The following is a 22,146-nucleotide window of genomic DNA, read 5'->3' as shown; positions in this document are numbered from 1 at the left end:
GTCCGGTGACTCAATGCTGACTTGCTATCGTCGTTTAGATAGATTGGTAGGTAATCGCGATTGTTGCGGACATGAGCTTACGACAGCGCGCATCTAGTGACTACCATCGGCGATCGCAGCGTTAAGAGCTAGATAATACGCTGGCTCGAAGGTCGTCCAACCGGTGTGCGATTGGTTTGTTCCGCGGAGGTCAATCTATGTGAGCGAGCAAATGAAATTCATGCCAGGCGAAATCGCAACGGTAGTGGATTTGTTCCCACCGACCTAGCCTCGCAGCGCAATTGTCGGATTGCGTTGCAGGCCGATGTTCTCGATGTAGTAACGGTCGCCAGTTTGAGCAGGTTCGAAAATGAAATTTCGCCTAGGAAACTAAAGCGACAGCTTTTCTTTTTACTTTTGCGGTTTGTTGCACCTTGATTGCAAGTGCAAGGATTCTGTCTTCGGCGGCAGACATCTTGGCGAGGATGAAGCGGCGAGAAACCGTTGCCTTGCCATTTGCCTTCATGTGCGGTTTGCCTTCATGCGCAGTGAAAATGTTGGCTCGGCTTGAGCCTCCGGTTGTTTTTTTACGCGATTTCATTCGGCCGTTTATGCCAAAAAAAAACGGCAGGCCGTGGGGCCTGCCGTTTCTAGCTTTGTTATCGACACGTCAGCCGATTTATAGTTCTTCAGAGATCGTTTCGGCTCCATCGCGAGTTCCGAGCGCACCCCAGAGTCCAAATGGGCTTTCCGAGCCCTGAACCGCGTAAGCCGCTGCCGAATCGCGTTCGACGGTTTGCCGAGTCGGGTCGCCTGCTTCGATGCTTTCGGTGATGAACTTCACTGCACCGTCTGCCATCAAAACGTGGCATCCGCCCTGGTGGCGGCTTGCCGCCGAATAAATACCTTGCGTATTATCACCACCGTCAGCACAGCTAGGTTTTCCGGGTGGGAAAATCGTATTCATACCGCTGTAATTGGCACGTCCGTCGGCCCATCGTGTGGCACGCGGGACTGTCGTTGTCGGACCCGTGTAGAAATTTGGACGTTCTGGATTGATGCCCGCAACGCCAGTGCTTGCCGCGACTTCCAAGCAAATGCCTGGAGTTCGCACGATGCTGTCGCCGTTGCCCGGAATGTTTGAACGAATGTCAGCGATGATTTCCTTCTTATTGCCCGAAGCAACAATTTCGCCCATCGCAATCGTGTTCGACAGTCCGTCGAGAATAGCACCAAAATTCAACGAGTAACGCGCCCAGACAAAACCACGGTTTGCAGCAGCCGCACGGGTCGCCACCCAAGTCTGGTTGTTGCCGTCAGTGTTGCTGTTGTTGTCGTCGGTGTATCCCCAGTCGTTCTTACCACCGTTATTGACGAACTGAACACCATCGCCAAAGTTGAACCCGTAATTAGTGAAAGCAGTGTTGATCCCTGCAACTGTGCCGGGATCACTGGGGCATCGGTATCCTGGAATTTCGGTCGCCCAAGCTGGATACTGAATTACCCACGCACAAGGGCCCATTGCTGGCCAAGTTCCGTTGTTAACGGCAGCCGGCATCGTTTGGCCAGGAGTCACTTGTTGAGACGGGTTCGCAATTTGCTCCCACAAAGCTTGTTGTTCAATGAACGGCAGGACTGCAACAAGCCCGCTCGTGTAAAGACGCGACGAATTGTTTGTGGCGTCTAGCGTGTCGGTACGGCTTGTGCCAAGCATCGTCGACGGGCTTTTCTTAAAAGCCGAGTGGTAGTTGTGAATCGCCAAGCCAATTTGCTTGAAATTGTTGCTGCACGACATTCGCCGAGCTGCCTCTCGTGCCGCTTGGACTGCTGGTAACAGCAGGCCGACGAGAACGCCGATGATCGCGATGACAACCAACAGCTCCACCAACGTGAAGCCGAGGCGAGTGCCAGAATTCCGGTTTACCAAGATGTGATACCTTAAAAAGAGAGAAACAAAAACATTAGACGTGTGGACCTATACGCGCAGCGGTAGTGCAAAAGCAACTGATAGAAAAGGAAATGCAGCAGAGAGCGGCATTTGGAAGAACTGTGCACCAATTTCTTCGCAAGAAGTCCGGCAACGCGTTAGGGGGTGGGTGCCCAACTGGGCAACCTATCTAAGATATTGAGCGGCTACATTTTTGTCAATCTTTCGGCAACTCTGAAAAAGCAAATTTTGTATTTTTCCTTCTTGCGCCGCTATTGGGTTGCAGTCTATAGGCGACTGGATAGCGACTTTTTCTAGCCACGTAGACTGGAAGAGCAGAGTGGTGTCCCCGGGCAAGCGAATCCGAGCGAAAATGTTGATTCAGTCATCCCGTCCAGAATCGCGGACCTTCAATTGGACGTGGTGACGTGGTGAACGAATGCCGTAGCCGGCGGAAGCCTGCTATCAAGACGAGGCCTTGTTGAAAACGGTGGTTCCGCGATCTTCGCTCGGGGCGTGCTGTTCGCCATGACATAAAAAAAGCCACTCGGCATGCCGAGCGGCCAGAGACTTCGAAAAATAGAATTCGATTGCAACCGATTCGCGAGGCAAACGAATCACGCAACTTTCAAGCAGCCGCTTACGAAAGCGGCAGTCCCTGAGATCAAGGGTTCGCGAAATTGCTAAGCCCGCATTTACTTCAATCCTTTGGCGGTCGAGGTCGAGTCTGCATTCATTTCGGCCTCGTAGGCCTTCTGTTGTGCCTCGGCGTCAGCCGCGGAAATGGGAGTCTGTTCGACAATTCCGCCGCCGCCGTTGCCACAGCCTACGGCCAGACCGAACGTGCCGAACAACATTAATAACTGAAAGGACTTAAGGATCATCTGCTGAACTCCGGGAAATGTAGGGTTAACACTTTTCGGTGAATGCCACCGGTTCGCTACCTCAAATGCGGTGGCGTTTACCAAGAAGTGTCTGAGGCAGACAGCTGGGATTCTGGCAGTTATGTCGCGCTCGTTCAAGTGGCTGTTTACTCGTCGCTTGAGCTGCTGGCGGACGTCGCCATCGACACCGTTGGGTTGCGATTTATCGGACGGCTAGCCTGCTGATCAGCTTGAGCAGGTTTCCGATGTTACGGTTGGTTTCAAGGGGTGGCGAGGGTGTCGCTTTCTTTGCCATCGGCGCGCTGATCCTGTGGTTGGGCAATGACTTTGTCTGGACTGGTGCAGTGATTGATTATGGATCAACGGCTAATCGCCGAGCAGACCCTTTTTCGCCAGTTTTCAAATATAGGCGTTGTGCCTTTTGAGGCTGACGCCTGGTTTTAGAGGCGTGGTTTTATTCGATCATTCTTTCGTCCGTGGCAAGCCAGTCCAGTCGCGACAGTGAAATGGCCGTGCCCAGGCGAGATCCGACCATTCATGCTTGGACGCAACGCACGAAAACGGTTTTTTCCAAGGTCGTCGTAATATGCTGCGCTGGTGGGAATTCCATCGCCGCCCTTTTCTTCTCACATCGGGCGATTGATTAGGATGTTGGCAAGGAACTCAAATCGACTCTCGGGAAATTTGATCGTGAGCAATACACCGCCAGACGCGTTTGAGACGACACAGTGGAGCATCGTGGTGGCGGCTGGGGATGCGGCTGCGGTGAAGCATGATGATGCATTGGCTGAGCTTTGCCTGCGGTATTGGAAACCGCTGTACGGTTTCATTCGTCGTCGTGGCAAGTCGGTTGATAAAGCCGAAGATTTAATCCAGGCGTTCTTTGTTCATTTGCTTGACGGGCCAGCACTGCAAATTGCCGATCGCACGCGGGGACGTTTTCGAACTTTTCTTCTAACGTCGCTAACCAATTTTTTGCACAACGAACTTGATCGTGATTCGGCGATCAAGCGTGGCGGATCGGTGCGATTGCTGAGTCTGGACATCCGCAATGCCGAAGGGGAATTGATCAACCAGCCCATGGACGCTGTTTCGGCCGAGGACGAGTTCCAGCGACAGTGGGCGATCACAATCATGGACGAAGCACTTAGCCGAACCGGAATGTTCTATGCGGCTCGCGGGAAAAAGGCGTTGTTCGAGGCTCTGTCGCCTTGTCTATCCGCCGCCGGTGCCGAGCAATCTTATGCCGAGACCGCGAGCGATCTTGGCATGACCGAGTCGGCGGTGAAGGTCGCCGTGCACCGCATGCGCAAAGAGTACCGACGGCAACTTCGCGAAGCGGTAGCGTCGACCGTCGAATTGACGGGTGACGTGCACGACGAACTGGAAACGCTGTTGTCGGCACTCAGGCCGTCTCGAGAACGATAGGCGATCTTTCTGGTTTTTTCGGAAATCGTGTAACCTCCGCCGGCGTTTGCTTTACCTAATTCCTGGACACCGACCCCAAGCCAGGAGATCGAAGCCATGACGACCGAAAAGTCTGATCCAAGTAATTGCCCAGAGTGCGGCGAGCGTTTGGCGTTGATTCAGCAGCGTGCGTTCTGTCCCGTTTGTGCCATGCGGGATGCACTTCGAACCGACGTTTCTGGCGCGAGTGGTGCCAGTGTCAGTAGGCAATCGTTTGACTTGACTCATTCGATGGAGATCCCGCTGGGTGGATCGGTGCCAGACTCTCATGATGAGTTTCGTGAATTGATGGCCGGCGAAAAGTTTGGCGAGTACCAAATTGTTCGGCGACTGGGACGAGGCGGCATGGGCATTGTCTACGAAGCGGATCATTTGCCGACATCGCGACGTGTGGCGTTGAAAGTAATGACGCATTCGTGGGACGACCGTACCGCACGGGCTAGGTTTCTGCGCGAAGGCCGACTGGCGGCTTCGATCAATCACCCCAACAGCGTTTACGTTTACGGTACCGAGGAAATCGATGGACGACCGACGATCAGTATGGAGCTGGTTCGTGGTCGAACGCTGGGTGACTGCGTCAAAAGCGACGGGCCGCTAACGTCGCAGCAAGCCGTTGATGCTGTGCTGCAAATCATCGACGGATTGGACGCCGCCAACGAAGCCGGCGTTTTGCACCGTGACGTCAAACCTAGCAATTGTTTTGTCGATGAAAATGGGCAAGTCAAGATTGGTGACTTCGGGCTGTCCATCACAACCGCTGGCCGAATGGAAAGCGATCCGCACCATCCTGCGATGACCGAAGTGACTCGCGAAGGCATGTTCCTGGGGACTCCCGCGTATGCCTCGCCAGAACAATTGCGTGGCGAGCCGCTGGACCATCGCAGCGACATCTACGCGGTAGGTGTCACGCTTTACTATCTGCTTAGTGGCAAGGTTCCGTTTGCTGCTGACAACATGGTCCAGCTTCTCGCTCGCGTTCTAGACAACGCTGCGCCGCCGCTAAAGACGATCGCGCCGAATGTGCCCGCCGAGTTGGACGCGATTGTCGATCGTTGCTTGCGAAAAGCTGCCGGCGCGCGTTTTGCCAGTTACGCCGAACTGCGGCTGGCATTGTTACCACTTAGTTCGCAGGCTCCGATCACCGCGGCCTTGGGCAGTCGTTTCCTAGCGGGCGTGATCGACTTTGCATTGATTAGCTTTGCGTTGTTGCCACTTTCTGCTTTCTCAATGTTTTCGAATGGTCAGCCTCCATTGGCCGGCGATCCGTTTCCGAGTGCATCGACGTTGCTGATGTCGACGTTTGCGATCGTTTTGCAGTGGCTGTACTTTGGATGTGGTGAGTGGCGTTTTGGAAAGACGGTCGGCAAACATTTGCTAGGGCTGCGTGTGACGAGCATGCAGTCGAAACCCAAACTCTCAGTGGCGCTGTCCCGTTCCGCTTTCTTTTTATTGGTCCCGCTGATACCGGTGCTGATTGCGAACTCGATTGGTTATTGGCAGACCATGAAAGTTGGCCTGTCGTTTCCGCAGGCATTGACGTTGGCTCTGCTGGGATGGTCGCGGTTTCTGCTTCTCGCTGCGATGTTCGGAACCGCACGCAGGCGGAACGGAAACGCATCGGTGTACGATTTGTTGACGGGAACTCGCGTGATTGTCAAACCAGTCGCAACGTGGGTGCGCTCGGCTCCGGTGAATACAACGGACTCGTTTGACACTCGCGATGCCGAAACCATTGGGCCGTACCACGTATTGAACTCGATCGGGGAAACCGATTCCGGCGAATTGCTGCTAGGCTACGATGCTCGGTTGCTACGCCGAGTCTGGATTCATCGAACGGATTTCTCGGGTGACCGTTCCGCCGTTTTGTTCTCTCGCGAGTCTGCGAAAAATGGACACGGAAATACGTGGCTACGTTGGCTCGGCGGCAGTCCTGTAGTGTCTGAGAAGAGATCGGATAAACCCAATCACGACTGGGACTGCTACGAAGCACTCAGCGGTGGTCCGATCAGCGACATCGCATCGTCCTCGCTTGATTGGCAAGTGGCTAAACGCGTGCTGTCGAATTTGGCCGCCGAGTTGTTGGCGATCGGAGATCGAAAGGGCACCACGGACTACGTCTCGCTCGAGCATTGTTGGGTGACGGATGAAGGGCAACTGAAGTTGCTTCCCTTTGCCGTCGCTTTGGATGGGACGCCGTCGAAGTCGGATGATGAAAAATCTGGCCAACCCATGCACCTGCTGCGTCAGGTTTCGGAAATCTTCGAAGAACAATTTGCGTTGGTAGGTGCGTCGGGCCAAAGCATGTCGCTGAGTGAAAGAGAAGATCTAAGCCAATTGAAGGCTGCCGAGAGTGTCGCAGATGCGGTTCGCATTGCGGACGAATTGGCTTGCCGTGGATCCGTTCGCGTGCAACCCCGAGTCATGGGGATGATCGCCGCTTCTCTTGTCTTACCGTTCTTTAGCATTTTCTCATTGCTCGCGACGACCGTTCTGTATGATCGACAAGAAGCGTCGATGCCGGAGGTGCGTGAGCTTGCGGACGCCATGGAACTGCGAAACTTTACCGCTCGCGGCGGTGGTCTTAGCCAACTGGAACGTCGCAACGTAATCGAAAAGTACATTCGCGTGGAGTTTGATGATCTATACCAAGATCAACATCGCATGAGTTCGCTTTTTGCACAGACCCACTTGATGCGGGATCGCCCCAGCTTAGAACGTATCTTCGCCACCAAACGTCCCTCGGACGAAGAAGCGACTGAGGCAATTCGGTTGTTCAAGGAGATCGAGGCGAAGCAATCAGTGCCACCAAGAATCGTGAATTCTCCGATCAATTACGGTTCGGCTATTTTTTGGGGCGCGTATACTTGGTTGCAGTTTGTCTGGTTTCCGAGTCTGTTCACGGGCCTGTTGTTTCGCGGCGGATCGCTGCTGCGTCTGTTCGGATTGACGCTGGTGAATCGTCGCGGCCAGCGAGCATCCGGGTTGCGAGTGCTGATACGGATGGGCTTCAGCGGACTGTTCCCGTTGGCAGCGATTATTGCATACGGTTTATTGTCGTCAATGTATGACAACAAACTGGCCCCCGTATCAAAGCAGGAAATTGTCGCCGCGTTTCTAGTGCTGGTCTCATGCGCCGCCGTTGTCATCTACCGCAGCCGCGAAAGACTATTCAGCGACCGCTGCGCCGGCACTTACTTGGTTGCTAGGTAGTCGATAATCCAAGTCGAAGAATGTGGATCTAGCGTGCGCCGGCGATCCTGGACTGCAGATCGCGGGTTCGGTATCGAGCAAGCTATCGCGATAGGACAGCGATCGTGGCGCCGAAGTACCAGGTGTCGGCGTTGCGGCCTTCGGTGGTGATCATGTAGCGGCCAAAGCCGCTGAGGCGGATTCGCGGTGACCACCAAAAGTGAACGCCGCACTCGGGGTAGACCGCTGCGAGTGCGCCGTCGAAACGGAACTCGGTTTCTCCGTCCTCGTCGACCGATCCGTTGTCGTCATTGTCGATGTTGTCATGCTCGGCGTTCTCGTGAGTGCTCGACACGCCCAGGAATAATCCGGCGCCGACAAACGGAGCCAGCCGGGTTGGCGTTTGCAGTCGTAGTCCCGTTTCGCCGCCGATGTAATAGTCTTGATCGTTCGCCGCCAGAATGAAGCCCATTCGGTTAGTCAGGTAGGACGTGTGGTAACCGGTGTACCCAATTTCCAAGCTGCCCATTGGCGACGGCGTGTTGCTCATCGAGGTCAGGCCGCCCGAAAAATATCGACCGGAGAAATCGTTCACAAACCGGGCGTCGGCGGCTTGTTTGATCTTCTTCGGGAAATTGGTTTTCTTGGCGCCTCTGGCATATTTCTGGGCATAGCCAGGGTCCGACATCGCCCAGCGAGATTTCAGCAAGCCGGTCGGGAACAGCGGCAGTGTTTCCGGTTCGGTCGGCACAGATTGGTCAAGTGAATCGCCAATGACGACTTCGGCTACATCCTCTTCATTGGCGAAATCTGGGGTCAGCGTCTCGCCGAGGGAATCGCTTGCCAGTTCGGTTGGCGACTCCAGGGGCGATTCAAAATAGTAATTGGGCGAGTTTGTGACTGAGGCGTCAGTGATCTGATCGTCAAACACACCGAACGGATCTTGGGCTGCTGCACCGCTCGGCATGGCAGCGACCAGTCCAGCCCAGCCAATCATTCCGGTTAATGCAAACCGCAGCGTCCGATTTGGCGGCGGTGATGTGGGGGCAATCTTCATGATGATGGACTTCCTTGTTGCCGCCGTATCGCTAGTGCCGCCGTATTTTGTCGTTTGCCAAACGTTCTTTGGCTAAGGATTCTGTAACACAGCATGAAACCTTAGCGGTAGATCGGAGTCTCCACCTGGACATCGGGCTGGTGACAATTATCCTTTCGCGATGCAATCTTCTGCCAAAAAACACGCGATAACCGTCCTCAAGTTCGCTTTTCCGATCGCGATCGTCAGTTTTTTGGTGTGGCGAATCGAGCCCGAGCAGTGGGAGCAATTGACGTCTCAGCCCAAGAATTACGGCTTGCTAGCGGCCGCTTTGCTGGTGGCTCTCGGGGCGATGAGCATGTCGTTTGCCCGCTGGTGCGTGCTGGTTCGCTGTCAGGGCATCGAGCTGACGATGATGGAAGCGTTTCGGTTGGGATCGATTGGTTTTTTGCTGTCTTTCGTGTCTGCCGGGTCGGTCGGTGGCGACCTGTTCAAAGCGATTTTCTTGGCCAAACGAAGGCCCGGCAAACGAGTCGCTGCGGTCGCGTCGGTGTTCGTCGATCGTGGATCCGGGCTGTATGGGTTGCTGATTTTGGTCGCCTGTGGATTGATTTTCTCGAACCCTTCGGCAGGAGCCGAGACGGCGATCGATCTGCCCAAGATCAAGGCGGCAACTGGGTTGTTGATTGGCGTTGGCACGGCGGTGCTGGCCGTCCTGATTCTGGGCGGACGCGGCGTTGACCGACTGATCAGCTGGGGATCGACGTTGCCGCTGATTGGTGGCATCGTGAAAACCGTGGGGCCGCCGCTAAGAATGTTCCACGCTCATCCGTTCGCATTTGGGCTGTCGATTTTGATGAGTTTGGGCGTGCAGGGCATGTTGGTGCTGAGCATGTATTTGGTGGCTCGTGGTCTGTATCCGGTGCCGCCTACCTTGGGTGAGCACTTTGTGATCGTACCGATTGCCATGCTGGCGTCAGCGCTGCCGATCACGCCGGCGGGAATGGGGGTGTTGGAGCTAGTCGTTGATACGCTGTATCGCAGCGTGCCGGCGATCCCTACGGATGCCTCGGGGACGCTAGTCGCGCTCGTGTTTGAGATCGTCAAAGTGGTGATGGCGGTGATCGGGACCGTGTTTTACTGGACCGCGGGTGCGGAAGTTCTGGACAGCATCGAAGAAGCGGAAGAGGTGGCGCCGGCGGAAATTGGCGACGCCGAGCAGCTGAGCAGTCCTTAGCGACGCGGTGCCCCGGCTTAACGTTTGTCCTGACGCCCCAACCGTGATACAGCGGGTAACTCAGGCATTGTGCTTCCCAAAGGGAGTTCTAGGGATGATAATTGAGGGACTCTAGGTGAGACCAGGCAAACTCGTTCTCTCACCGCGCTGCAATATCTCCGATGGCGGAAGCTCAGGAAAAAACTCACTTGTCCAAACTCTCCCCCGCTGGCAACCAGCTCGTTCAAGAACTGGCCCAGCGATACGGTTTGTCGACAGACGCCGTGACCCACATGTTGATCGCTGTTAGTAACGGCAACGGCACAATGGCCCAGTTTGGTCACCCGGAATTTGGCGGATCTGGCCAATGGATGAGTGGCGGAATGACGATGGTTAGCGACCTGTTCAACAATCATTTGAAAAACTTGGTCAATAACCTTTGCACCGAGATTTCGAACTCGCTGGCCAACCATCAACTGATCGCTCCGAGCGGTTCGTTTCAGTCGCAAAGTCAAAGTGGCGGTCACCAGCAGAATCAATCCAGCGGTCAATTAGGATCGCAAAACAGTTTGTTTGTGCCCGATCCCGAAGCGACTTGGTGGCCAGCCGAGCTAGGATCGCCCAATGCGACCGGATCGCAGAACAACGTCAAATACGCCTATTTCGCGAATCGCTGTCGATTGGCGGTCAAGACTGGCGGCAACACGTGGGTCTACGACACGTTGAATCACCAGATCGGTGGTTTCTCGCAGCAGCAAGGCGTCGGCGGTTCGATCACGTTCTCCAGTCAGTTCGGTGTCGTTAATCTGTCGTCGTTGCCAGTGGTTTGGCGTGGCATGTTGCCGTATCAAGAATCGATACCTCAGCCTGAGCCCCCGCAGCCGATAAATCAGCCACCGAGTAATCAACAGCCGGGAAATCAGCAGCCGGCGGCGAGTCCGGCAACCGGCGATTCGGCGAGCGGCGCAAGCGTTCTGGAAACGCTCGAGCGGCTCGGTGGTTTGATGGAAAAGGGCTTTCTTTCGAAGGAAGAGTTCGAGGCCAAGAAGGCTGATTTGCTAAGCCGACTGTAAATCGCGGCTGTTCCTAGATCGAATGGTCGGTCTAGCGATTCAGCTCAGGTCAGCCGGCCAGGGCGTCATTGCCGCAAACTCGGTGGCCGGCTAGGCGGGGCGAAAAGGCTGATCTGGGCACACCCAAGGCGATCGATGTCCCATTTTCCTGGTATGCTTTGCGGACCTTGGACGTGGTCATAGAATGGTGGCGTCGTCCGAGAATGTTTCACCATTGAAAGAGAATGCATGACCCAAGATGCCGCCGCAAACGGAGAGATGCTCAGCGAAGCCGACGCCTCGCGATTGCATGAAGCCCGTCAACGGATTTTGGAACAACTTGGCAAGGTCATCGTCGGACAAGAACATGTGATCGATGAGATTCTGATCTGCCTGTTCAGCCGCGGTCATGTGATGCTCGAGGGGGTTCCAGGACTGGCCAAGACGCTGATGATTAGCACGCTGGCCAAAACGTTGGATCTGTCGTTTAGCCGAATTCAGTTCACGCCTGACTTGATGCCGGCTGACGTGACAGGCACCGAAATCATCGAAGAAGACAAGTCGACCGGTCACCGCGAATTTCGCTTCATGCAAGGACCGTTGTTCGCCAACATTGTCTTGGCTGACGAAATCAACCGTACTCCACCGAAGACTCAAGCGGCGCTGTTGGAAGCGATGCAGGAACGCCAAGTCACGGTGGGCCGAAACCGTCACGAATTGCCGGATCCGTTTTTTGTGCTGGCGACGCAAAACCCGATCGAGCAAGAAGGCACCTATCCGCTGCCCGAAGCTCAACAAGACCGGTTCATGTTCAAGGTCTTTGTCGAGTACCCCAGCTTTGACGAAGAGTTCGAGGTGGCTCGCCGAACCACGGGAACACAAACGAGTGTCGTTGAACCGGTGCTGGCCGCCGAAGAAATTTTGCGACTGCAACAACTCGTTCGCCAAGTTCCGATCAGCGATCACGTGGTTCGATACGCTCTGTCGCTGGTTCGTCAGACTCGTGTCGGTTCCGATGGAGTGCCGGATTTTGTCGACGAGTTGGTCGGCTGGGGCGCGGGGCCGCGGGCCGTTCAGTTCTTGATTTTGGGCGGCAAGGCACGCGCTTTGTTGGAAGGCCGCTTTCATGTCCAAGTCGAAGATATCCAGGCGCTCGCCAAGGCGGTGCTGCGTCACCGAATGGTGGTTAACTTTGCTGCCGAGAGTGATGGTATCTCGAGTGATGATGTGATCGAACGAATCATTGCAGCCACGCCAACGACCGAAGACGAGCTTTCACGCGATGCCCGATTCCAAAAGATATTTGCGTCCTGAGGTTACCGGTCGCATTCGTCGATTGGAATTGACGGCCCGCCGAGTGGTCGAAGGTTTCTTGTCGGGGATGCACCGCAGCCCTTATTTCGGTCAGTCGATCGAGTTTCTTCAGCACCGCAATTACACCGCTGGTGATGAGATTCGTCACATCGATTGGAAGGTGTACGCGCGGCAAGACAAACTTCACATCAAACAATACGAAGAAGAAACTAATCTTCGTTTGACGTTGATGGTCGACCGCAGCGCTTCGATGGCGTACGGCAACGGTGAAACGAACAAGTTTGATTATTCTGCTTCGATTGCTGCTTCGCTTGCCTACCTTGCTCTTCGTCAAAAAGACGCCGTCGGATTGGTCACGTTCGATACCGAAGTGCGTGCCAACATCCAGCCCAAAAGCAACCAACAGCAACTCACACGCATCCTAACGATGCTAGACGCGGTCGGCGCCGACGGTCGCACGGACCTGCCCAAGGTCGCCAAGCAAATTGCACAGGGCATCCCCCAACGGGGCGTCGTTGTCGTCGTTTCGGACCTGTTGGGCGTCGATAATCTGCGCGAAGGTTTGCAGGTGCTGCGTCGCCGCGGTCACGACGTGGTGCTGTTCCATGTGCTGCACGACGACGAAATGGATTTCGAGTTCAACGGGTCGACTCGCTTCGAAGGACTCGAGGGTGAAGATTTTCTCAACTGTAATCCTCGCGCGCTTCGCGAAGGCTACTTGGAAGCTCTCAATCAGTTTCTCGACCAAACCAAAAAGGCATGTGGTCGATTGTCGATCGATTATGTCCAAGTGCGAACCAGCGATCCGCTCGACGCGGTTTTGGCGAAGTTCTTGGCGGCGCGGAATTCGTTGCCAAAACTGAAACGCTAACCACCGAGTGATCGACAACGTAATTCCTGTCACCTGTCACCTGTCACCTGTCACCTTAAAAACTAGTCCCCTTGTTCCTCTTCCCCGCCCTTACGATCGGCTTTCTCTTTGTCGCGGTGCCGTTGTTGGTCCACTTGATCAACATGCTTCGGCATCGTCGGCAAGCGTGGGCCGCCATGGACTTTTTGCTCGCCAGTTACCGCAAGCAAAAGAAATGGATCCGACTGCGTCAGTTGCTGTTGTTGCTGTCGCGGATCGCCGTGGCTGCGCTTTTGATCGCCATGCTTTGTGGTTGGACCGGTGGCGGTCGCCGGTTCGGTCTGCTCGGTGGCACAACGACTCATCATGTGGTCGTGCTTGACGATAGTTATTCGATGGGCGATGTCAGTATCGGTGCTGCGACGCCGCTAGCGTCTGATGAGGCAGCCAAGACCGCGTATGGACGTGCGCTTGGTGCACTGCAAGATCTGACACGTCGTTTGGCATCGGACGACGGTATTCATCAATTGACGGTGATTCGCGCCAGTCGCGCTGCAATGATCAATCGTGGTGGAGGCGAATCAGCCGATGCCGCGGCCGATTTATCGGTGCAAACGATCACCAGCGATGGACGGTTGATCAACCGCATCATGTCGACTCAGTCCTCACCGACGCGGACCGATTTGGTGCCTGCCCTTGATCAAGTAACCGAACTGATCAACGCCACACCGGCCGACGCCAAGTACTTGTACATCGCCAGTGACTTTCGCGAACGCGATTGGGCGTCGTCCGAACGCTATGCGGCGTCGATGCGAAATCTGGACGGAAATGTCACGGTCCGCATGATCGACTGCGCGGCGCCACCGGAGCCGAACTTGGCGATCACAGACATATCGCCCGCGCAAGATGTGTGGGTGGCTGGTGTGCCGGTGGTCGTTCGCGTGACGGTCAAGAATTATTCGGCGACACCGGTCAAGAACGTGGCGATCGTCAATCGAGTGATTCGTTATTCCTCGGACGTTGTCAACATTGACCCGACTCGCCAGTTTAGCGGCGAGGTGGAATCGCTGCCCGCGATCATGATCGAACAACTTGCCGCTGGCGAAGAAATCACCAAAAGCTTCCAAGTCTTCATCACGCAAACCGGCTCTCACGCGATCGAAGCATCGTTGCCGGACGACGCGCTCGCGATCGACAACGTGCGTACGTGCACGTTGCCGCTATCGGATGTCGAAAAAGTACTGGTGATCGACGGCGACACCGAGGCACGCGGCGCTTATCACATTGCGTCGGTGCTGAATCCCGGCAGCCAGGTCCGGATCGGTGCAGTGCCCGATATTCAGCCGCCGTCGTTCTTGCGTTCGGCGACCTTGGAAACGCTAGCGCCCTACCGAGCGATCTATTTAGTCGACGTTCCCGAGATCGGCGAGAATGCGGCCGACGCACTGTCAAAGTACGTTCAGCGGGGCGGCGGATTGGCGTGGTTCTTAGGCCCCAATACGAATCGCGAATCGTACAATCAAACACTGCTTGGCCAGAGCCGTTATTTGCTGCCAGGTTCGCTTGGCCAGCCAATTGAGTTGCCTGTACCGACGGATGCCAAGCCAGATGTCGGATTGGGTGAATCATCCTCGACTCTGCTTGCGCCGCTGGAATCGATCGGCGAAAGTGCGTTGGCTTTGATCGGATTGTCGCAGTCTTGGCGGCTCGACGAACCTCAACTTGGTGACCTGCCGGACTCGCAGCGGCCGCGCATGCGTGTGGTTCTGAATCGTCGTGACGGGTTGCCGTTCGTGACGCTGCATGACTACGGTCGCGGTCGTGTGATCACGGTGCTGTCGGGATTGGATGGTTCGTGGACGAATTGGCCGGGTGATCCAACGTTCGTGGTTTTCTTGCTGCAATCCAACGCGCTGCTTTGGAGCGGTGCGGCGCCACCGACCCATCGGATGATCGATGACGCAATCGTCAAAGTACTTTCGTCTCGAGATTACACGGCCGAGGCGATGTATGTCCCTGCGACCGACGAGTCGCCGCGAGTTCCGATCGAGATCGCCGCAAACGAACAAGAGTCATCGTTGGTCGGCGAGGATCCTGTGTTGGAATTTAAACTTGATCCGAATGACATGGTCATCGAAGGGGAAGACAATGTCGCCGAAATTCTGCGACCGGGCATTTCCGAATGGATGCTGACGCGGTCCGATGGGCGGGGCACCGTGGTGCCGGTCGCATCGGTGATTCGCGTCGGCGATGGTGAGCTGGAGCGAGCTGATCAAGCCGAAATCGCACAGCAGTTCTTGCCGATGGAATTGAAATTCGTCAGCAGCAGTGCTTGGAGCGAACAAAACCAAACCGCGGGCAGCTCAACGATGACATTGTTGTTGCTAGGACTGTTGGCGGCGATTCTGGCCGCCGAGCAAACGCTTGCCTATTGGGCAACCTATCACGTGAAGCCCACGAAGTTAACATCTGCCTCGAAACCAGCGTCACTGGGAGGCCAAGCATGAATGCTGTTGAAACGCGTGTCACCGACACTCGGCAAATCGTTTACGAATTTGCTCGCGCAAGCACACTGGAAGGCTGGTGGGTTTGGGCTCTGTTGATCGCCGCGCTGTCGGCGGTCTTATGGATCTGTGTGCGCTATTATCGCCGCGATGTGGCCGAGTTGTCTGGCGCGATTCGTGCGGTCTTGGTTGGACTAAGAATTGCGACCGTGGTCGCGCTCGTATTCTTCTTCTTCGACTTGCAGCGACGTGCCCAGCGGATGGTGACGCGGCCCAGTGAAGTCGCTGTGTTGGTCGACGTCAGCCAAAGCATGTCGTTGCCCTCGGGGTCGGCGCTTAGCACCCAAAGCCGGTCCGAACGAGTCGAGCAATTGCTGGAACAAACGGATCTGCTGGACGAATTATCTGCCGAGCATCGGGTTAGCGTTTACGCATTCGGCGAACAGGCTGAACCAACGCTGATCGAGTCGATCGGCATCGCCGGTGAAGGTCCGCCCGAAACGCTTGATGCCGATAGTATTGCCGGTCCATCAAGGTTCGCCATCATCGGTGCTCTGTTGATCGGGATTGGTGGGTTGGCAGGCTTGTTATCGCTAATGATCGGCGCCGCCGGTCGCTCCAGCGCCGTTGGGCCATGGGTGTTCGCTAGCGCCGTGTGTCTTGTCTGTGGCGTGGTCGCGATGGGCAGCGTTTACTGCGTGCACACCGAACAATCACTTGCTGCAATTCTTGGTGTCGACGACGGTACTGAATCCGAACCCGTTGACTCGCCCGAGTCGTCTGACGAACAACCGGCGCCTGTGCGTGTGACGGATTGGAATGATGCGATTGCGGCAGCCGATCCGCAAAGTCGAATTGGTGATGCCGTCCGCGGAGTCTTCGCCGATCACGATCCGTCAACACTGGCGGGAATCGTTTTGTTGACCGATGGGCAAGCCAACGGTGGCAGTGATGCAGGTTCAGCGATCGCGTCGGCTCGGCGAAGCGAGGTCGCGATCTATCCTGTTGGTTTGGGCAGCAGTGATGCACCGACCAACATTCGTGTCGTCGACCTTGATGCGCCACGGCGTGTCTATCCGGGCGACAAGTTCGCAATCACAGCAGTGCTGCAAGCCAGCGGATCGAAGCCGCTAGAAGTCGAAGTGCAGCTGCTTGACGGACTTGACAATGCGTCGGTCGACGGCGGTGGTGATGACGAATCGCGGGCAGCCGACGGCAAAATTCAAGCACCGGGTGAAATCGTTGACTCTCAAAAAGTACAAGTCAACAACGACGGAACGCTGACAGGAATTCGCTTTGAATTGGAACCCGAATCGGTCGGGCGTCGTCGTTTGGCAATCCGAGTAATTCCGCCCGCGGAAGACCGCAATGACCGCGACGACATTCGCGATGCACGCTACGAAGTGGTGTCGCGAAAGCTACGCGTTCTGGCAATCGCAGGCGGTCCGACTCGAGAGTACCGATTCGTTCGCAACTTGCTGTTCCGTGACAAGTCGGTCGAACTTGATGCATGGCTGCAAACCGGACAGCCCGGGATCAGCCAGGACGCGGACCAGTTGCTCAGCGAGTTTCCGAAAACGGCCGAAGAACTGTTCGAGTATGACGCGATCGCGATGTTCGACCCGAATTGGACAGCGATTACGGCCGAGCAATTGGATTTGCTTGATCGATGGCTTTCGCAACAAGCTGGCGGCATGATTCTGGTGGCTGGTCCTGTCTATCACCCGCAGTGGATTCGCCGGCAAACCGATCCGCGAGTCGCTCGGATTCGTGGTTTTTTTCCCGTCAATTTGTCGACACAGTCACAACTGCTTTCCGGTGGACGCCAAGGTGGCAGCAATGCTTGGCCACTCGACTTCACGCCAGAGGCACGTCGTGCAGAGTTTCTCTGGATCGCCGAAAATCCAGAAACCAGCTTTGAAGTTTGGAACGACTTCAGCGGTGTCTACGACTATGTCGACGCCAAAAGTGCAAAACCGGGTGCAAAGGTCTACAGCTACTTTAGTGATCCAACGACCGAGATCGGCGGTTCGCTGCCGGTTTACCAAGCGTCTCAGTTTTACGGTGCCGGGCGAATCTTTTTTCAAGGCAGTGGTGAGATGTGGCGTTTGCGTGGCGAGAGCGACGCATATTTCGACAGCTTCTACACCAAGCTGATTCGCTGGGTCAGCGAAGGACGTTTGCTTCGTGACAGTAACCGTGGCATCTTGTTGGTGGATGCATCCCGAGCGATGGTGGGTGACACGATCGCCGTCCGCGCGGTGTTGTCGGACAAGCAATTTGAGCCGCTTGACGTTCCGGAAGTCCGGGCGAAATTGTTGGCACCAAGTGGCCGGATCGACGATCTTCGTTTAACACCGTTAAAGGGTGAACCTCGCGCTGGAACCTACGGCGGTCGCTTCGTCGTTCGCGAAGCTGGAAGCTATGAAATTCGATTGACACTGGGCGATGCACTGGACGAACAAGTGCTGCGGCAAAGCGTCCAAGTAAGATTGCCAACCATCGAACTTGAACGTCCGAAGCGTAACGACGCCGAACTCGAACAGTTCGCATCGATGACCGGCGGAAAATATTTGCCGATTAACGATGACGTTACGGATGCGTCGATAGCAACGAATCTGGTTTCGCTGCTACGTCCTCAGCCGCAAACCACCATTCTGCCCGGCACACCGGACGTAGATTTCACGCGCCGCCGAAATGCGGTACTGATGTGGCTGATCGCATTGATGTTGACCATGGAATGGGTCACCCGGCGACTGCACCGATTGGCATAAACGCGGATCAACTTTGTCACCGATCGTTCGCTTGCGGGATGCGGTGCAGACGGTCTTATCGCAATAGTGAGAGAACGTTTTGTGGGTTCTGGTTAGCCAGCGACAGTACGTTGGTGCCGGATTGGACCAAGATCTGAGCACGTGTCAGTTTGGCTGATTCTTGAGCAAAGTCGGCGTCACGGATCGATGACTCTGCTTCCTGCAGGTTGGCGGCCGTTTCGTTCAAGCTGACTAGGTTCGAATCCAAGGTTGTGGATTGGAATGCGCCCAGACGACCGCGAAGTCCGTTGACTTGGGCAATCGCCTCGTTGACGATCTGTGCGGCCTTCGAAGAATCTTTTGCCAGCGAAGCCGATTCGCCACTGCCAAGTTGGTACAGCTTGCCGCTGGCACCACCAAGTCGAGCCGACGAAACGCTGTTGATGCCGATTCTCGCCTGTTGGTTGCTAACCACATCAGGGCCGAGTTGGAATTGGGCTCCGCCGCCCTTGATCGTGAACTGTGCCGATCCAGTAAAGTCTGCGGCAACCGATGCGGACAAAGACAGCGTCGAAGTGTTGATCGAGATCGAGTTGCCCGATCCGCTAGCTGAGCGGCCGTTTGCAGTCGCGACGATGTCGGTACCGGATTGGCGTGTCGAAGTGAAAGTGCCTCCGGCGTCTTGCTCTAAAACACGCAGATCGACCAATGAATCGCTGCCATAAGTTTCGCTATTGAGTTTCAAATCGTCGCCGTCAGCCGATGCTGATACGCCCGTTGCGTCGGTGACCAGGTTGATCTGGTCGATGACTTGTTGCAACGACGTGCCAGCCTTGATGTTGAATACTTCGCTGCCGCTTGAACCTTGCAGTTCGAAAACCACATCGGCTGTAATCCCTCCATCGTCGGCGACGATGCCGCCGCCAAAGGTCCCGTCGATTGGCTCGGGTTCGATCGTTAGATAAAAATTGCTTGGGGTAAAGCCGACCGTTTCTCGCGTAACACTGAAGCCAGCAAGCGTGTTCAGCTCAGCCTCGATGTCGTCAAAATCTGTTCCGCCAGGACCGTCGTCAATCGTAAGCGTGATATTGCCGCTGGCGTCGACGGACGCTGTGGGCGAACTGCCATGGCCAGTCGCTTCCACCACTGTGAACGTCAGCCCATTCGCCGCGTCGTCGGCGGTGTCTTGAGTGAGGGTGAAAGCTTCGGAACTTCCGGCGTCGTGAACCGGTGTGTTGAACGTGATCGTCGCCGAGGCTGGAGCGGCAGTCACAGCAGCAGAGAAACCGGACACGGATAATTCGGCCTTCGTTGCGGCCGCTTGCACGTTGATGTCGACATCGATGCTGCTGTTCGAACCAAGGCTGGCTTGATCGATGCTTAGTTGTTTTAGGTTGGAGCTGCCGACGCCATTTTGCGTCACAAAGTCAAGCGATCCGTCGAGCAGCTTTCGCCCTTGGAACGTCGTTGTTTGTGCGATCCGATTGATTGCTTCAAGTGAGCTATCGAGCTGCAATTGGTTTGCGGCGATCTCGTCGCTTGCTAACGCACCATCGCTTGCCGCTTCGACGACAAGCCCTCGGATATCATTCAGCAGGTTGCTGACCTGCCCTAGCGCACTATCGGCCGTACTGATGATTTGGCTGGCGCGTCGCGTGTTCGCGACCGACTTTCCAATGCTGGTGATCTCGGAACGAAGGGCTTCCGATGCGATCAAGCCGGCCGGATCATCGCTGCCTTTATTGATTCGCAATCCGGTCGACAATCGTGTCAACGCAGAGTTCAGATCTTGGTTACTTGATTGAAGTCGATTTTGGGCAACGAGCGACGAAACGTTGGTGTTGATGCGTGTCATATTCTCGCGGTTGGGGCGACCGCTTGTTCAAAAACCGGGGGCTAGATTCTTGGGGACCCTCAACTTTCCGTGACGTTTGTTGTCTATGCGTTCTGAAACCCCAAAGAGTGTCTCTGATTCGCGACACCGCAGCGTTAGATCGTAACAACACACCCACTCGTTAAAATCGGCAAGATCATAAAGGATGTCAAAATGCGCCGCAGCGATCTTCCGTCGACAAGGGCCTCGCACGATTTTCCTCACGCACAACACAACGACTCGACGGCGGATCTGACGTCGGAAATACTTGCAGCGAGCGTCGTCAAGACATTCGTCAGCTGCTGAAATTTCCGCGAACGCAGCCCGTCAGACTAAATCGCCAAAATTTTGGCGAGTTTCATTGCCTACAGCCTGACGGACGCAGAAAATCAGCGTTGTTTGTTGTTGCTTGCTTTTCTCGGATTCAGCGGTAGCACGTTGGCTCGTTTTGCATACGCCATCCACATCGCAGCGAGTTCTTCAACGCGTTCAGGATTTTTGCTGCTAAGATCGTTTTGCTCGCTGCGGTCTGTCGCGATGTCGTACAGTTCCCACTTTCCATTCTTGCCTTTGGCGACAAGTTTGTCGTTGCCAACTCGAATCGCCCGGTTGCCTTCGTGTTCCCAGTAGATCGCTTCCCGCTGGATTGACTTGCGCGTGAACGTTGGCACTAAACTTGTGCCTTCCATTGGCTTGATCGGTTGGCCGTCATGGAACTTGGCCGGGTAGTTGGCGTCGGCCAAGTCGATTGCCGTCGCCATCAAGTCGACCAAGTGGCTTGGCGTCCGTTCTAATTCGCCATGTCGCGCTAATCCGTCGGGCCAGTGAACGATCAACGGCGTCGAAATTCCGCCTTCATGAACGTAGTGCTTGTACTCGCGGAACGGTGTGTTCGACACCGTAGCCCAGCCTTCGCCGTAACCGATCGCCGTGTCCGCTGGTCCCGCCATGGATCCTTTGCCAGTTCGCATCGGGAAACCGTCGCGAGACTGCTTGGGAGTCATATCGGGTTGCAAGTAATCGTCGCTGAGAACTTCCATCGTAGGCTCGGCCGATCTTGGACCGCCGATACCGCCACGGCCGTATCCTTCGGCACAGCCGCCGTTGTCTTGCATAAAACAAATTACCGTGTTTTCAAGCTGGCCAGTGCTCTTTAGCGATTCGATGATACGGCCGATGCCCTGGTCCATGCTGTCGATCATCGCCGCATAGACTTCCATGTTGCGTTTATCCCAATCCCAGTGCTTCGTTTCTTTCTTGCCATCTGGAATCGGCCAATTGACGGTGTCCGTCTTGCTGATCAGTCCGAGTTCCAGCATCTTTTGGTAGCGAGTATTTCGAATCGCGTCGTAGCCTTCGTCATACTTTCCGGTGTGCTTTGCGATGTCATGGTCAAGAGCGTGCATTGGCCAGTGCGCCGCGGTGAACGCGACGTACATGAAAAAAGGTTGCTCGCCATTGTCGTAATGATGTTCACGGACAAACTTTGACGCGTGATCGGCAATCGCGTCGGTGTAGTAATACGTGCCATTGGCCATTTGCTCAGGGCCGTACTGGGGATCCGCAAAAGGAGAAATGAGTTCGTTGTCACGAGTAAGCGAGTTGGGATCAAAGAAGCTGCCTGCCCCGTGTATGGTGCCGTAGAAACGGTCAAATCCGCGTTGTCTCGGCCAATTCGATTTGTCCGATTCGGTCTTGGGATTGATTTTTGGCGTGACGTGCCATTTGCCAGCCATGTAAGTCCGGTATCCGGCCGGCTTCAACGCCTCGGCAATCGTGACACAGTTGCGATTCAAATCGCCACGGTATCCATCGTGTCCTCGATCTTCCATCATGTGACCCACGCCGGCTTGGTGTGGATACAAACCAGTCAACAAACTTGCCCGCGTCGGACAACATCGCCCCGTGTTATAAAACTGAGTGAATCGAAGTCCGCCATCGGCAAGCGAATCCAAGTTTGGTGTTGGCACTTCGCCGCCATAGCAACCGATGTCAGAAAAGCCCATGTCGTCTGACAAAATGTAAATGATGTTTGGTTTCTCGGCCGCCGAGGCAATTGTCGAAACCAAGAACATGATGGCGGGTAGCAAACAGTGTCGCAT

15 protein-coding genes are annotated in these 22,146 nt (G+C 55.4%); 9 read left to right on the top strand and 6 right to left on the bottom strand.

Annotated features, from left to right (window positions below; all coding sequences use genetic code 11):
• Positions 1-361: 361 nt before the first annotated feature.
• The 3 genes from Poly59_RS07805 to Poly59_RS07795 all read right to left on the bottom strand — a co-directional run bounded on the left by Poly59_RS07805 (position 362) and on the right by Poly59_RS07795 (position 2,790).
• Positions 362-580: a hypothetical protein gene (locus tag Poly59_RS07805; protein ID WP_146533541.1), complete on the bottom strand. Its 219-nt coding sequence runs from the start codon at positions 578-580 to the stop codon at positions 362-364.
• A 78-nt stretch (positions 581-658) separates the two neighbouring features.
• Positions 659-1,909, bottom strand: coding sequence for a DUF1559 domain-containing protein (locus tag Poly59_RS07800; RefSeq protein WP_146533540.1), 1,251 nt, complete (start codon positions 1,907-1,909; stop codon positions 659-661).
• A gap of 692 nt (positions 1,910-2,601) precedes the next feature.
• Complete coding sequence (locus tag Poly59_RS07795; protein ID WP_146533539.1) at positions 2,602-2,790, bottom strand: hypothetical protein; 189 nt, start codon at positions 2,788-2,790, stop codon at positions 2,602-2,604.
• 42 nt (positions 2,791-2,832) lie between these two features.
• Between Poly59_RS07795 and Poly59_RS29290 the strand changes: the two genes are divergently transcribed.
• The 3 genes from Poly59_RS29290 (at position 2,833) to Poly59_RS07785 (ending at position 7,467) form a co-directional block, all read left to right on the top strand.
• Complete coding sequence (locus Poly59_RS29290; protein WP_186776085.1) at positions 2,833-3,015, top strand: hypothetical protein; 183 nt, start codon at positions 2,833-2,835, stop codon at positions 3,013-3,015.
• Between the two features lie 465 nt (positions 3,016-3,480).
• Entirely contained in the window at positions 3,481-4,218 is a 738-nt protein-coding gene (locus Poly59_RS07790; protein WP_246151477.1) for an RNA polymerase sigma factor, read from the top strand.
• A 96-nt stretch (positions 4,219-4,314) separates the two neighbouring features.
• Positions 4,315-7,467, top strand: coding sequence for a serine/threonine protein kinase (locus tag Poly59_RS07785; protein WP_146533537.1), 3,153 nt, complete (start codon positions 4,315-4,317; stop codon positions 7,465-7,467).
• 82 nt (positions 7,468-7,549) lie between these two features.
• Here the strand turns inward: Poly59_RS07785 and Poly59_RS30085 are convergent, their stop codons facing one another.
• Complete coding sequence (locus tag Poly59_RS30085; RefSeq protein ID WP_246151476.1) at positions 7,550-8,503, bottom strand: hypothetical protein; 954 nt, start codon at positions 8,501-8,503, stop codon at positions 7,550-7,552.
• Between the two features lie 160 nt (positions 8,504-8,663).
• On the opposite strand from Poly59_RS30085, the gene Poly59_RS07775 reads away from it, so the two are divergent.
• The 6 genes from Poly59_RS07775 (at position 8,664) to Poly59_RS07750 (ending at position 18,192) form a co-directional block, all read left to right on the top strand.
• A complete protein-coding gene (locus Poly59_RS07775; protein WP_146533536.1) occupies positions 8,664-9,719 on the top strand; it encodes a lysylphosphatidylglycerol synthase transmembrane domain-containing protein in 1,056 nt (351 codons plus the stop codon).
• Between the two features lie 188 nt (positions 9,720-9,907).
• Positions 9,908-10,771 (top strand): SHOCT domain-containing protein, encoded by an 864-nt coding sequence (locus Poly59_RS07770; RefSeq protein ID WP_146533535.1) that lies wholly within the window; start codon positions 9,908-9,910, stop codon positions 10,769-10,771.
• A 228-nt stretch (positions 10,772-10,999) separates the two neighbouring features.
• A complete protein-coding gene (locus Poly59_RS07765) occupies positions 11,000-12,064 on the top strand; it encodes an AAA family ATPase (RefSeq protein ID WP_146533534.1) in 1,065 nt (354 codons plus the stop codon).
• Positions 12,054-12,935 (top strand): DUF58 domain-containing protein, encoded by an 882-nt coding sequence (locus tag Poly59_RS07760; RefSeq protein ID WP_146534396.1) that lies wholly within the window; start codon positions 12,054-12,056, stop codon positions 12,933-12,935. The genes Poly59_RS07765 and Poly59_RS07760 overlap by 11 nt, the downstream gene beginning before the upstream one ends.
• Before the next feature lie 71 nt (positions 12,936-13,006).
• On the top strand, positions 13,007-15,421 hold the full coding sequence (locus Poly59_RS07755) for a BatA domain-containing protein (RefSeq protein WP_146533533.1): 2,415 nt from the start codon (positions 13,007-13,009) through the stop codon (positions 15,419-15,421).
• A complete protein-coding gene (locus Poly59_RS07750; RefSeq protein ID WP_146533532.1) occupies positions 15,418-18,192 on the top strand; it encodes a VWA domain-containing protein in 2,775 nt (924 codons plus the stop codon). Before Poly59_RS07755 ends, Poly59_RS07750 begins: the two co-directional genes overlap by 4 nt.
• Positions 18,193-18,247: 55 nt before the next feature.
• Here Poly59_RS07750 and Poly59_RS07745 read toward each other — a convergent pair whose 3' ends face one another.
• Together Poly59_RS07745 and Poly59_RS07740 are read right to left on the bottom strand one after the other, a co-directional pair.
• Positions 18,248-20,026 (bottom strand): flagellin N-terminal helical domain-containing protein, encoded by a 1,779-nt coding sequence (locus Poly59_RS07745; protein ID WP_146533531.1) that lies wholly within the window; start codon positions 20,024-20,026, stop codon positions 18,248-18,250.
• A 407-nt stretch (positions 20,027-20,433) separates the two neighbouring features.
• A complete protein-coding gene (locus Poly59_RS07740) occupies positions 20,434-22,146 on the bottom strand; it encodes an arylsulfatase (protein WP_146533530.1) in 1,713 nt (570 codons plus the stop codon).

This window comes from Rubripirellula reticaptiva (assembly GCF_007860175.1).
GTDB classification, from domain to species: Bacteria; Planctomycetota; Planctomycetia; order Pirellulales; family Pirellulaceae; genus Rubripirellula; species Rubripirellula reticaptiva.
Note: the sequence above shows the minus strand (reverse complement) of the source record. Positions and strands in the feature narration are given on the sequence as shown.